The following is a 14,267-nucleotide window of genomic DNA, read 5'->3' as shown; positions in this document are numbered from 1 at the left end:
TCTATCTCTCTTAAAGTCTGACGTAATAATTAAATATACATCTTTAAAATTCACTCCATTTGATAAGATAGATAGCGATGAAACAATTTTATGGTGGAATCACCATAATAAAATTAAGCATGATCGTGAAATTAATAGAAATCTCGCGAACTTAAAAAATCTATTAGACTCATCTAGCGCACTTTTTTACTTAACTTAGTCTACAGATTTGTAGTTCAAAAAAAAATATACCTTATACCCCCTCCTGAAATTTTCGAAACAAAAGACTTCTTGGTCAGCATTCATTCTTCACGAGGTGGGCTTATATATGCATCCAAAGCCTGTATAAATAGTTTTGGAGTTGAAAGCCCTTTTGATGATGATTAGTTTAGTTAATATTTGATTCAATAAATCTGCCTCATTTAACATAATGGCTTTTATACGATATGAAATTCCCTCAAAGTGTAAATTAATTATTTCTTTAAAACAGCTATATTCATTTTTTTTCATATTCATTTGTATCATCCATAAGCAAGAAAACATGCGCTTTTAAAGCCGTGTCACTTGCAGAACTTGCATCGTTCAAGGGACAATAAGCCAAACTAAATTGTAGTCCTTATTATGTCCCAAACTTTAGACGTTCTCGGCGGTATTAGCGCTGAACAATTCCTTACGGAATATTGGCAAAAAAAACCGCTCCTCGTTCGTAATGCAGTTCCTGAAATTGTGGGTTTACTTGAACCCAATGATGTTATGGAGCTTGCACTCGATGAAAACGTGACTGCACGTTTGATCAAACAAAAAGATCGTGACCCTAATCAATGGAATGTGAAGTCATCGCCACTGCTCAAAGCAGACTTCCAAAAAATGCCAAAATTATGGACACTACTCGTTCAAGCGGTCGATCACTATTCGTTTGATCTTGCTGAGTTATGGAAAAAATTTCCTTTTATTCCTCAATGGCGTCGTGAAGATATTATGGTGTCTTACGCACCACAAGGTGGTTCTGTCGGTAAACACTTCGATTTTTATGATGTATTTTTAGTTCAAGGTTACGGACATCGCCGTTGGCAATTAGGCCAAATGTGTGATGAACAGACAGCACTCGTTGCAGGTCAGCCTTTAAAACTTTTGCAAGAAATGGAAGTTCATTTTGATGAAGTTTTGGCGCCAGGAGATTTACTATATGTCCCACCTGGTCTTTCTCATTATGGCGTAGCTGAAGATGAGTGTTTAACCTATTCTTTCGGTTTCCGCATGCCAAATATCTCAGACATGATGGATAGTCTTGGTGATTATTTTTCAGAACAAGAGCAACTGAAAAAACCATTATTAGATATCACACGCTCTGTCTGCACTGCTGTCGGCGAAATTTCAGATCATGAGCTTAGCTATTTGCGCGAACAACTTTTAGCTCAACTGCAAAATCCTGAGATGCTAAATGAAGCCATCATGTGTCTCGCTTCGCAACCTGGTTATCCTAACAATATTCCAGAAAATGACGAAATTGGAACAGGTGATTTAGAAGAAGCACTTGAAGAAGGTTATTTATTAAACATCGAACCTGCTTCACGTTTGCTGTATAGCAACTTCAATGATGAACTTAACTTTTGGGCAAATGGAGAACGCTTATGCATCTCCGAAGAATTTAAACCCCATTTAAAACGTATCGCTGATGGTGAAATGATCGCTTTGGATGAAAATTTATATGATCAACACATTCTTGAAGATCTCGCGGAACTCTTGAATAATTCGATCATTATGTTGCTTCCTTCGGAAGAAAACTAAACCCATAAATATAAATTGTTAGCTTACAGCTGTAAGCTAACAATTCACTACTTGTCTGATTCCATAGAAGTTCGTATGGTAATTGCAGTAAAGAACGATGGAAAATAAAAATGGCAAGTCCTGCTCAAGCAATAAGACATAAATTACTGAACACTTTTTTTTCAAGACATTCTGTATGGTTCGCATGTATTATCATCGCCCTGAGTATTACATGGCTTAGGCTATTTTACAGCCCCCATTATATTTATTATTTTCTATCCGACAGTGTCATTAATATTATTTGGCTACTGACCAGTTTACTCAGTATCTTAGGCCTATATGATGTACTTCAAAATAAACATTCGATTTTAAAGAACTACCCAATCATGGGGCATTTTCGCTTCTTATTTGAAGATTTCAGACCCGAAATTCGTCAATATTTTATTGAATCAGACCAAGACGCTTTACCCTTTTCAAGAATGCAACGAAGCTTAGTTTATCAGCGTGCAAAGAATGAAAATGCTGATAAGCCTTTTGGTTCAATTATTGATGTATATCAAGATGACTATCGTTTCATTACTCACTCTCTTGCACCGAAACTCCCAGCTGATACCAGCACCTTCCGTATTAAAGTGGGTAATGATCAGTGCGCTCAACCTTATAGTGCATCAATCATGAATATCTCAGCAATGAGTTTTGGGAGTTTAAGTGCTAATGCAATACGCGCACTTAATCTCGGTGCCCACATGGGTCAGTTCTATCATGATACTGGCGAAGGAAGCCTAAGCCCCTACCATCTTGAAAATAATGGAGATATTGTTTGGCAAATCGCCAGTGGATATTTTGGTTGTCGAACTGAAGACGGTCTATTTGATCCTGAAAAATTTAAAGCTCAAGCCAAACATCCCAATATCAAAATGATTGAGCTAAAACTCTCTCAAGGTGCAAAACCAGGTCACGGCGGTATTTTACCCAAACATAAGATTACAGAAGAAATTTCGAAAATTCGTGGTGTTCCTCGTGATCGCGATTGTATTTCCCCGCCAAGCCACCCTAGCTTTAATACACCGATTGAAATGATGCATTTTATTCAAAAGTTACGTGAACTATCAGGTGGTAAACCTGTTGGATTCAAATTATGTATCGGACAGCCTTGGCAATTTATGAGTATTGTCAAAGCGATGCTTGAAACCAATATTGTTCCTGATTTTATCGTCGTAGATGGATCAGAAGGTGGAACCGGTGCTGCACCGATTGAATTTAGCGATAATATCGGAACGCCACTGCGTGAAGCGCTCTTATTTGCACACAATACCTTAGTAGGTGCAGGATTAAGAGATAAAGTAAAAATTGGCGCAAGTGGTAAAATCATCAGTGCTTTTGATATTGCGAGTACCTTTGCCTTAGGTGCAGATTGGGTGAATTCAGCTCGTGGATTTATGTTTGCTGTCGGTTGTATCCAAGCTCAAAGTTGCCATACCAATCAGTGTCCAGTTGGGGTAGCAACACAAGATGCTGAGCGCCAAAAAGCAGTCCATGTACCAACGAAAGCAGAACGTGTTTATAATTTCCACAAAAATACATTGCATGCACTGGCGGAAATGATAGCAGCTGCAGGTTTAAATCATCCGAGCGAAATTAAAGCTCATCATCTCGCGCAACGTATAAATGATCGTGAAATCAAAAATTATGCTCAATTACATTTTTGGTTAGAATCAGGTCAATTATTAAACTGTAAAGATAGAGATGAAGAAAATTTCTATTTCAGAATGTGGAATTTGGCAGATGCCAGCAAATTCTAGTTTCGTCAAAAAGGTGCTGAAATCAGCACCTTTATTTTAAAAGTATCCTTTGTGACTTTGAGCATGCAAGAACGCTGGGATTAAACCCGTTAATGCTGCCCGTATATCCGCACGCTCATTGATCAACTGATGAGATCCCTCCTCTAACATGAGCAAGGTCTGAAGGCGAAACTTTCTGCGTATAAATTCGATATTATAACGCCAGTCTACAGTTTGATCTTGGGCACCTTGAGCGAGCCAAACTGGAATTCGGCATGCAGGTCGATTTTCCATTTCCAACATCCACTTTGACATTGCTAATATCCAATCCATCCCCATCATGCGCGGTTGTAGTGGATCTTTTAGACGTACAAATCTTAAAAATTCAGGATTGTGATTATTGCGTTTAAAATGTCTTGGAACTTCACGTTTGATACGGCGAATGATGCCCAAGCCTACTGGATTATGCCACCATGCTGTTTTTGCAGGTCTGACTAATGGCGACAAGAGTAATACACGTTCTACAATTGGATTTTTACGTTGTTCAGCAAACTCCAACAAATGATGCATCCAAATTGCACCACCAGTACTCTGTCCAATACCTAGCCATGGTTTAGGCAATTGATCAGCTTGTTTTACATATTGGTGAACCGCATGGAGTACTTGCTGATAATGATCAAAGTTCTGAATGCTGGCAGCATTGCCATCACTTAACCCATGTCCTGGCAAATCATAGGTCAAAACACTAAACCCTTGATCCAGCAATTCACCAATAATTGGTTGGTAAATCCCACTGTGTTCCAAATAGCCATGCAATAAGAATACAGTACCTTTCACCTGCTCTATGCGAGGTTGATACACCTGCACATGAAGTTTGAACAAAGGCATTTTGATATAACCCTGCCAATAATTCGCTTCAAGACGATCAAGTGCGTAAAGATGACGATAAGCTTGAATCTCTTTCGAAGGTGAATAAGGTCGATTTAAGTTTAAAGGTTCCAACCTTAATGGTGTTTGTTCTCGATTCGGAATGGGTAAATCGAGTTGTTTCAACACATTTGGATTCAGAAATGGAATATCAGACATTATGGCACCTCCCGACAACCGCTAGAGCCAAACATTACATCTCTGATCGTGGCAAGTAATTCATAATTTGCACGACGACTGTGATCGTAATTTAATTGGCTAGGACGCCATGTTGTCAGCATTGTAGGCATGGGCGCTTCAACAGGAATTGTCTTGATACCGTTCAAAGCAAAAAGACGTCGTGTACGAGTCATATGATAACGATCGGTAATCAGAATCACTGTCGGCGCTCCTCCTTTTTTTTGTAATAATAATGAACTAAAGCGTGTATTCTCACAGGTATTCATGCTGCGTTGCTCTAATAGATTCGCTTCTACCCCACGCGATGCTAACCATGCTTGCATGTACGGTGCTTCAACACCACTCAACACAATAGGTAAATCCGTTTGCTTCTCAATCTCAAGTGTTTTTTCTAGTCTAGAGCGTGTGTAATCATTAACTACGATATCAATTTTATTATCCCCTAGCGTCAACCCACCACCCAACACAACTATCGCATAAGGTTTATCTTTCTGATTTGATAAAGTTTTATTTTCATTTTGAATCAACGCGATATCTTTATAGATTTGCGGATCTAATGTTTGAACCTCATCTTCTTCTAAGGGATGATATCTAAGGAAAAATTCATATTTTTCCATTAAAGCCAAGCGCTGATTTTTTTCTTCATTAATGGATGAGTTTGTTGAATCAGTTTGGCTTATAGCAACATCACTGGCTAAATCAGGCTGATCAATTGCGAAGACAACATCCTCTTTAGTTTCGTTCTTTGTATTTATATCTGTAAGCAATTCATCTTTAATTTTTTGTTTTAATAACACATAGCGAGTTTGAATTTCAGCAAGCTGTTCAGCCCCTTGATCATTCAATTGTTCTTCAATAAGTTTGAGATAAGCTTGTCTTGCAATCCACAGCCTTGAACCAGGCTCCAAATCCTCCTTATCAGTTAACGCTGCCATTTGCTGGCTCTTGGCCGCAATTTCGTCAACTTTGATAGGGACAAATGCGTGAAGTGATTTAACAACAAGTGCTGAATAAAATGGTGTATACCAGAAAACCATGAGACAGCCCAAAAGTGCGAATATGATCGCCATCATACGCACCGTTGCCACCATCCAATGTTTTCTAGACATACTGTCCTTTTTAAACCAAATGAGATTGAATAGAACCTTTTTGATCGAACAAAACAGGCTCAGGTTCTAATAAAATACCAAACTTATTTAACACATCTTGCTGCACAGAGCGATAGGTTGCCTGCACATCTGTGAGAGATGCATCGGCGTAATTGACTAAAACTAAAGCCTGTCGATCAAACATTCCCACTTTTCCTAATTTTTTTCCTTTCCAGCCTGATTGGTCAATCAACCAACCAGCTGCAACTTTTACAGAACCATCTGCTTGAGGATAGTGTGGAATCGTGGGATGAAGCTGTAAAACTTCCTCAAATTTCGTTTTAATTAAAATCGGATTTTTAAAAAAGCTCCCTGCATTTGGATATTCTGCAGGATCTGGGAGTTTACTTTGACGAATTTTGATCACTTGTTGCTGTAAATTATATGGTGTAATGTCATCGCCCATCGCAGCTTTTAAATCGCCATAATTCATTTTGAGTTGTGGCTGTTTAAGTAATTTAAAGATGACCGCAGTAATAACAAACCGCTCAGGCTGATCTTTAAAAATGCTGTGTCGATATGAAAAATGACAATCACTCGCTTGGATTTGAACGATTTCATTTTTAGTACGATCAAAAGCCTCTACAAATTCAATAAATTCACCGACTTCAACGCCATAGGCACCAATGTTCTGAACAGGTGCAGCACCCACCCACCCTGGAATCAATGCGAGATTTTGCAATCCATAGAAACCTTGCTCTGTTGTCCATAGCACGAACTCATGCCAGTGACGTCCAGCACCTACTCGAATTGTTACATTGGTATCATCTTCAGCAAGCAGGACAAGATCATTTAAATGTAATTGAACAACTAAAGCATCTAGATGCTCAGGGAGCAACATATTACTCCCCCCTGAAAGTATCATCATGTTTAATTGAGCTTGCTCAGCAAATTCAATTGCTTCACGCAAATCTTGAAGAGATCGCACAATACAATAATGAGATGCAACAGCATTTAAATTCAACGTATTGAAAGACTGGAGTTGTATATTAGTTTGAATATCAATCATATTTTTATCTTACTCAACGTTTGACTGCTGCAACATTGGTTTTAAGTAACTAATCCATGCTTTACTGTTCGACTCACATTGATCTAAGACCAACTCAAAGCCATCATCTCCACCATAGTAAGGATCTGGTACTGGTTGATTTAAATATGAATGATCCTTGGCACTCATCAGCTCTATTTTTGCTCGCAGTTCATGGTTTTGAAATATTTGCGCTGCTTCAGCTTGCAGTTTCTGAATATTGACTAGATTTTCATGATCCATCGCCAAGATTAAATCAAATTCCTTAAAGTCTTCAATACGAATCTGTCTCGCACGTAATGAAGATAAATCATACCCTCGTTTCAATGCGTGCTTTTGACTTCGATGATCAGGCGCTTTGTTTGGGTGGTAGTTACTGGTTCCAGCTGAATCAACTTCAATATTTAATTTTTCTAAATCCGCAAAGTGTTTCATTACCACTTCTGCTGTTGGGGAACGACAAATATTTCCTAAACATACACATAAAATTTTGTATGGCATTTTCGTCGTCATCTTCGCCTCAAAAATACATATACTTTCGCAGTGCATATGTTAAGTTATTTAAGGAGTGAATCCTATAGAACTGTAAAACAATAATCTTATTTAAAGCGCAAAAAGGATGTGTGATGAGCCAATTTCAATTTCAAACTGTCGGGAATATTATTTCTGGTTTAGGGAGTATTCAACAGCTTGGCTCAATTTTAAAACAACATCGATTTAATAAAGTTCTTCTCGTCACAGATCAAGGAATGATTGATCATCACCTCCACCAACCTATTCTTCACATTTTCAACGCTACTGGGACTGAGTTCAGTATTTTTTCCGATGTCGTTGCAGACCCTCCTGAGGAAGTCATCTTAAATGCAGTAGATGAAGCAAAACGTTTACACATTGATGCAGTCATTGGTTTTGGCGGTGGTAGCTCCTTAGACGTGGCAAAAATTATTGCCGTACTTGCACACCCCAATCAAACCCAAACGATTTCTGAGTTATATGGCGTCAATCAAGCTCAATCGCCACGATTACCACTTATCTTAGTGCCTACAACTGCAGGTACGGGTTCTGAAGTTACACCAATCTCTATTGTCACTACAGGCAAAACAACAAAAACAGGAATTGTTTCACCCGTTCTGTATGCGGATACTGCCATTTTAGATGCAACTTTTACTCAAGGTCTTCCGGCTCACATCACTGCAGCAACAGGAATTGATGCAATGGTGCATGCAATTGAAGCCTACACCTCAAAACTAAAGAAAAATTTCTATTCTGATTTGCTCGCTAAACAAGCATTGGATTTATTGAATCAAAATTTAAAACTTGTTCTAGAGCAACCCCAAAACCTAGAAGCGCGCCAAAAAATGCTCTTAGGCTCTATGTTGGCTGGACAAGCATTTGCAAATGCTCCTGTTGGAGCTGTTCATGCGCTTGCCTATCCTTTGGGCGGGCATTATCACTTATCGCATGGTCATACCAATGCAATCGTGCTTGTTGAAACACTGAAATTCAATGCACCTCAAGCGAAGAAATACTATGCTGAACTGATGCAATGGATTGACCCATATAGCAAAGGCAATACTGATGGCTTATGTGATTTATTTATTGATCATATGGAAAGGCATGTTAGCCAGAGTGGGTTGAGCTTAAAACTCAATGAGCTAGGTGTACAAGAATCAGATTTAGAGATGTTAGCTAATGATGCGATGCAACAAACGCGCCTCTTACAAAACAATCCTAGAGCTCTAAGCTATGCTGATGCTTTAAGCATCTACCAAGCAATTTATCATTAAATGACTCGAAATCTTTAATCAACTTTCTGAATAAAATATGACAACTATTTCAAAAAAAACTAGAGCAGACTATCAATTCTTTTTTCCCATCCAAACCCGTTGGGCTGATAATGACGTGTATGGGCATGTCAATAACGTCACTTATTACAGCTACTTTGACACCGCCGCAAATGCGCTACTTATTCAACACGCACTATTTGACTTTAAAACTTCGCCTATCATTGGACTCGTTGTTGAATCAAAATGTACATATTTTTCTGAACTATCCTACCCCGAAGTGATTGATGTTGCTGTCGCTATCGAAAAGATTGGACGATCTTCAGTGACGTATAGCATTTCAATATTTAAGAAAAATCAATCAGAGCCTGCTGCTCAAGGTTATTTTGTCCATGTATTTGTCGACCGTGACTCTCGTAAAAGTATTGAATTACCAAACTCAATACGCGAAGCCTTAACTACGTTTATGACGAAATCAACTTAAGACTTAAGCTGAATATTATGTAGCTCACCGCCGAAAATTTTTAACAAGTCTTCCACGACGGGTTCTTGATGAATCAATTCTTCAGCACGTCGATATGCCTTTTGCTTACGCTTTTCCTGCAGATCGAAAGGCGTCTCACCGTTTGGTTCGTTGTATTTTACGATTAATTGAGATTTTGAAAATGATTGCTTGAGTACTGCTTCTAAACTCGGAATGAGTGAGTGCAATAAAGCTTCGTATTTTGCAGGGATATAAAATTCACATGTTCCATCAATTTGACCTTGCATAAGACCTTGTTGTGCTAATTCTTGTACCGCAGGTGTTAATGGACTATTTCTGAACCAATATTCCCACTTTTGAGTATCCCATTCACCTACCAATTCGACAGGCTCAAGCCTTAAAATATCTTGAGGCATTAAACCTTTTAAGCCAGCATCTGCGACAACATTTTTATTCTCATCAAGTAGATCTAGACTTGGGCAATGAGTGCCATTCGATGATCCTTCTTCTTGAACTGACAATTCAGCGCTTTCAGCAGAATGTTCACTTGGCTTAGGCTCTAAAAAGAAAATATTGTCTTGATCAACAATAGAAGATTCAACAGGCTCTGAATTAAAGCTTGCTCCAAATGAAGTCAGCTCAATCTCCCCACTGCCTACCACAGAGTTGGTTAAATTCTCTTGTTTCACTTCAACAGATACAGACTGACCGACATCATCCGCATGATTTAATTCTGTTGAATGCAAGCTTTCAGATTCAGATTTTTCAGGATGAACTGACTCCGTAGGAACAGCCTCATCATCAGATGCCATCATCTGCTGAAATAAGATTAGATCCGTATTTTCCTCATCATTTACATCACGACTACGCTGAATCGAACTCGTATTATTCTCAGGCGAACTGATTTTCGATCCTGCTTCTTGATGATCAGCCGATATAGATTCTGAATTCTCTGTCGAAATCTGATTGAAATTTTCAGCTTCTTTTAAGACATTTGATTGTTCTGGAGGTGCTTGAGTGGTCAGCTGCTCATTATTCGCCATCGGGCGGAATGCCAACAACCTGAGCACACACATTTCAAAGCCTTGCTCTTGAGTCACTGCAATTTGTAATTCAGCACGACCTTTACATGCAATTTGATAATACAATTGTAGATCTTGAGCAGAAATCATGCTCGAAAGCTGCATAATTTTCTGATTAATCTCAGCACTATATTTTAAACTCAAGTCTGGTAAGTATTGGAGTAAAGCCAACTCATGTAAAGTTGAAATGAGTTGATCCAACACCAAAGAAACATCAAGTGCTTGTTGACGGAATTGGAGTAATAAAGCACTGACTTTAGCACGTTGATTTTGATGTATCGCCAAAATAAGGTCGAAAATAATCGTGCGATCAATCAAACCCAGCATTTCTTTCACATCTTGGTGGTGAATCGCACCTTGCCCATATGCAATTGCTTGATCTGTTAGCGACAGTGCATCACGTAGAGAACCTTGTGCTGACTCAGCGATCTGCCAAATCGCATCAGCTTCCGCATTAATTGATTCTTTAGTTAAAATTTGTGTGAGATGTGAAGTGATTTCATCAACCGCCAATGGGCGTAAAGTAAATTGCAAACAACGTGAAATAACCGTAATTGGAAGTTTTTGAGGATCTGTCGTCGCAAATAAAAATTTGACATGTTCAGGCGGTTCTTCAAGTGTCTTGAGTAAAGCATTGAAAGAATGTGTGGACAGCATGTGTACTTCATCAATGAGATACACTTTAAAACGACCTTGCGTTGGTGCATAAGGTACGTTATCCAATAATTCTCGTGTATCCTCAACTTTGGTTCGGGATGCTGCGTCAATTTCAATTAAGTCTATAAATCGACCTTCATTGACTGCGGTACACGTTGGGCATACTTCACACGGTGTAGATGTTACACCTGTTACACAGTTCAGACATTTAGCAAGAATCCTTGCAATCGTTGTTTTACCAACGCCACGCGTCCCCGTAAAAAGATAAGCATGATGCAGTCGACCACGCTCTAAAGCACTGGTTAATGCACGCGACACATGGTTTTGACCAACCAATTCTAAAAAATTACGTGGACGATATTTACGCGCAAGAACCTGATACATGAATGCTCCCTAATTACAGGACTAAGCATACTGTTTTTTTTGGCAAGAGTGAATGCGTTACAGATCATTCATACATTCAAAAAACAATTTAAACCCAACTCTTTTTTCTTGGGAAAATTTAACCTGTTAAATTCAAACTAAAATCATCAAAATTTTCGTATTCCTCACCAGTCCCATCGATACGAATTTCTAGCATTTTGTTGACCAAATCGACAAGAATGATATTTCTGGTTGGAACACCGTTTAATTGAATCAAAGACTTCTCAGTATTAATGAATTTGAACTGACCTTTGATTTCTTCTGCTTGGTTATGACCGCTTAGACTTAATCGTGACAACACATACGTTTGGTCTGCGTTAAGTTGTAAATCAACAGCCATACCAGGACAATCATCACAACGCGAAAAACACCCCATACATGGCGTAGTACCTTGATATAAACCAATATATTGAGGTGTTACTTGATTTTTTATTGAATCATTCTGTTTCAAGAGTTGATTTGATTGCGTGGACTGATCGCAAGAAGCCATATGAATCGACGATATCAAAACGAATGGGATGACAGTACTACGGCGCATAATCACAAATCAATTTTAACAATTTTGTGAAAATTACCATATCTCAAGTCTGTATATGAATCAATGCGTATGTTGGTGCACGTGAACCCCATCATCATGTAAAACTTGATCAGGGTAAGCGAGTCCAATCCCTTTAATTACTTCAGCAAAATATGACCCTTTATCTGTATAAACTTTAATAATTGCATATTGATCTTCAATACTTTGAGTAATCGTAAAATAGTTTAGATCAGCAGGATAATCCTCAAATTGCCCCTTATATCTCACAATTCCATCCTCAACTTGTTCAATCTCAGTAATTTCGGCCACACGATTGATACCAAATTGCAAAAGTTTCAAGGGAAATTTACTGCCCTCTTTCATGCTCGCCACTTGATCAGGGCTAAACTTAAATAAATAACCCGTGTCAGCCCGATGCTGAAAACTTTCTGGAAGAATCATATGCCGTTCAACATTTTGTTCTAGTACAGGCATAAGCTCAGGCATCAGATGAGAACTCGATGACTCATTCTTATTTTTAAGGCGTTCGTCATGAGCATAAACATTTTGACCCAGTTCATTTTCAACTTGATGCTGCTGTAAGCTTGCAGATGGTTTGTCTTTTTCGGGTTTTAGATATAACGTAAATGTAGCAGTCACAAAAACTGCTACACCCAATAAAATATAAATTACTTTCATAAATTATTTGAATAGCGACACTGCTTTAGCATTTTTATTAATCATAGTGACAGCATCACGATCATTAGTACCCCCTAATTGGTATCCATACTTTGGATGGAATAAATCTGGGCTTGAGAAATAAGAGATACTATTACCTCCCATAATCGTACTACCCAAAGGATGCTCCAAACCACGTGCTGGTCCAGCGGTATCATGATGATCCACCCCCATATTATGACCGAATTCATGTCGTAAAACCGTGATTCCACAGTTAATACTTCCACTACCGATCATATAATTGGAGTTAGGGTTTACAAGTAAGTACGCTAAACCACAGCCCTCTTCATCACCTTCATAATATATAGCATCAGCTTTTAAGCGATTACGCTCATTCTGAATAACTTTGTCCACACGACCAATATCAAGGACATTGTTTAATGTTTTAGAACCTGGTGTTTTATATTGCAGATAACCAACGTTGCGTAGATAAAACTTGGCATTTGAATTCTCTGCAGACACATTGGTTAGGTCAAAGCCTTCAATCAATCTAATTTTCGCTGCATTTGCACCTAATTTCTCTGCAACAGCAGGACTACTCACCAAAAGCATGTCAATCGTTGAACTATCAGCTTGCCATCCTTGAGATGTATAGACAAAACGTTGTGTTTCACCAGTTTGAATCGTTTGTCGTAAATTATTGGATGCCTGAATTGTGCTGCTCCACGCCGCTCCAGAACTTATGATTATCTTGTCATTGATTTGAGCACGATCAGGTAAATTAATTACTGATTGCCAATTTCCATTTGCCAACTTAACACGTGTCACTGGTTGTTTAGGATCAGGAACTTTTTGATTATTTAAATCTTTCGCTTGTATCACACGTTCTGGTGCAGAAACTAAAATCCACTTCGCTAATTCTTTTACAAACATAAATTCATATCGATCACCTCTATTTAGTTTTAAAGTTGCTGAGGTATTGATATTCTGATTTGAAATAGTAGCTTCCCATGTTGCAGTCGACTTCACGATCACACGATCACGGTCATATGCTGAACTTGGTAACGTGAATTGTGACACCCAGTTTCCATCACCAAAAATAATTTCAGTTAAAGGGCTATCGGTTTTATTTAACTGAGTACCCACTGAACTAACATTTATTTGCCTCGGCTTGATATATTCAGGAACCCATTTTTTTAGTTTTTGATTAAATACAAACCAATAGCGATCTCCTTTTTTTAAATTAAAATTACTCGAAAAAAGAAGATTTGTTGTATCAATTGATGAATCCCAGCCTGCATCAGATTCAATCAACATTACCGTATTGTTAGTTACATCGCTCGGCAATACTATTTTCTTTGCCCAAGCGCCATCTTTTAGATGAACTCGCTGTATTATTTGTTGATTAGATATAATATTTTGTACACTTGAATTATCGACAATGGCACTAGGTGTACTGTTGATTCGCCATTTTTTTAAAGATTCACTATAAATAAAGTCGAATGTGTTTCCTCTATTGATTTGAATTGATTCAAGTGGAATATCTATATTGGAAGTATCTAGATATGCCGTATATCCCGCCGATGAAGAAATTCTAATCTTGTCATTATTTTTTGGATTGTTTGGCAGATAGATTTGCTTCGTCCAATTTCCATCACCTAATTTAAATTCTAATTCAGCATAACCGCTCGGAATCTGACCACTTTGCTGATTTTGGTTTGGTGTAAGTACTGTACTTGCCACAACACCACTCATCAAACAACCCATTAGTAAAAAGGTAATTTTTTTATTCATCATGTCACTATTTGTTTATTTTAGTTAAAGTTAGTGTAC

At 38.2% G+C, this 14,267-nt stretch carries 12 protein-coding genes; 4 read left to right on the top strand and 8 right to left on the bottom strand.

Features of this window, described 5'->3' with window-relative positions:
• The first annotated feature begins 600 nt into the window (after positions 1–600).
• A complete protein-coding gene (locus BMW42_RS10860) occupies positions 601–1,767 on the top strand; it encodes a ribosomal protein uL16 3-hydroxylase (RefSeq protein ID WP_092767811.1) in 1,167 nt (388 codons plus the stop codon).
• Positions 1,768–1,877: 110 nt separating this feature from the next.
• Entirely contained in the window at positions 1,878–3,548 is a 1,671-nt protein-coding gene (locus BMW42_RS10855; protein WP_092767809.1) for an FMN-binding glutamate synthase family protein, read from the top strand.
• 36 nt (positions 3,549–3,584) lie between these two features.
• Here BMW42_RS10855 and BMW42_RS10850 read toward each other — a convergent pair whose 3' ends face one another.
• Genes BMW42_RS10850 through BMW42_RS10835 form a run of 4 tightly spaced genes read right to left on the bottom strand, consistent with a single transcriptional unit; the run spans position 3,585 to position 7,322 of the window.
• Complete coding sequence (locus BMW42_RS10850; RefSeq protein WP_035266046.1) at positions 3,585–4,613, bottom strand: alpha/beta hydrolase; 1,029 nt, start codon at positions 4,611–4,613, stop codon at positions 3,585–3,587.
• Complete coding sequence (locus BMW42_RS10845) at positions 4,613–5,743, bottom strand: YdcF family protein (protein WP_092767807.1); 1,131 nt, start codon at positions 5,741–5,743, stop codon at positions 4,613–4,615. The genes BMW42_RS10850 and BMW42_RS10845 overlap by 1 nt, the downstream gene beginning before the upstream one ends.
• A gap of 10 nt (positions 5,744–5,753) precedes the next feature.
• Complete coding sequence (gene murB, locus BMW42_RS10840; protein WP_092767856.1) at positions 5,754–6,788, bottom strand: UDP-N-acetylmuramate dehydrogenase; 1,035 nt, start codon at positions 6,786–6,788, stop codon at positions 5,754–5,756.
• A 12-nt stretch (positions 6,789–6,800) separates the two neighbouring features.
• Positions 6,801–7,322, bottom strand: a complete 522-nt coding sequence (locus tag BMW42_RS10835) for a low molecular weight protein-tyrosine-phosphatase (protein WP_092767805.1) — start codon at positions 7,320–7,322, stop codon at positions 6,801–6,803.
• A 113-nt stretch (positions 7,323–7,435) separates the two neighbouring features.
• On the opposite strand from BMW42_RS10835, the gene BMW42_RS10830 reads away from it, so the two are divergent.
• Positions 7,436–8,596, top strand: a complete 1,161-nt coding sequence (locus BMW42_RS10830; RefSeq protein ID WP_092767803.1) for an iron-containing alcohol dehydrogenase — start codon at positions 7,436–7,438, stop codon at positions 8,594–8,596.
• Positions 8,597–8,633: 37 nt separating this feature from the next.
• Complete coding sequence (locus BMW42_RS10825) at positions 8,634–9,077, top strand: acyl-CoA thioesterase (RefSeq protein ID WP_092767801.1); 444 nt, start codon at positions 8,634–8,636, stop codon at positions 9,075–9,077.
• Here the strand turns inward: BMW42_RS10825 and dnaX are convergent.
• The 4 genes from dnaX to cpaA form a co-directional block, all read right to left on the bottom strand.
• Positions 9,074–11,200 carry a DNA polymerase III subunit gamma/tau gene (dnaX, locus tag BMW42_RS10820; protein WP_092767799.1) on the bottom strand — a complete coding sequence of 709 codons (2,127 nt, stop codon included), beginning with the start codon at positions 11,198–11,200 and terminating at the stop codon, positions 9,074–9,076. The genes BMW42_RS10825 and dnaX overlap by 4 nt on opposite strands.
• Positions 11,201–11,318: 118 nt before the next feature.
• Entirely contained in the window at positions 11,319–11,777 is a 459-nt protein-coding gene (locus BMW42_RS10815) for a copper resistance protein NlpE N-terminal domain-containing protein (protein WP_092767797.1), read from the bottom strand.
• Between the two features lie 60 nt (positions 11,778–11,837).
• On the bottom strand, positions 11,838–12,455 hold the full coding sequence (cpaB, locus tag BMW42_RS10810) for a metalloprotease secretion chaperone CpaB (protein WP_092767795.1): 618 nt from the start codon (positions 12,453–12,455) through the stop codon (positions 11,838–11,840).
• 3 nt (positions 12,456–12,458) lie between these two features.
• The gene (gene cpaA, locus BMW42_RS10805; protein WP_416224325.1) at positions 12,459–14,189 is read right to left on the bottom strand and encodes a metalloendopeptidase CpaA; all 1,731 of its coding nucleotides are present in this window, start codon (positions 14,187–14,189) and stop codon (positions 12,459–12,461) included.
• Positions 14,190–14,267: the final 78 nt, after the last annotated feature.

Origin of the sequence: Acinetobacter sp. DSM 11652, from assembly GCF_900109815.1 — a bacterium.
Classification (GTDB): domain Bacteria; phylum Pseudomonadota; class Gammaproteobacteria; order Pseudomonadales; family Moraxellaceae; genus Acinetobacter.
The sequence above is the reverse complement of the archived record's forward strand: the minus strand, read 5'-3'. Positions and strand labels throughout refer to the sequence as shown.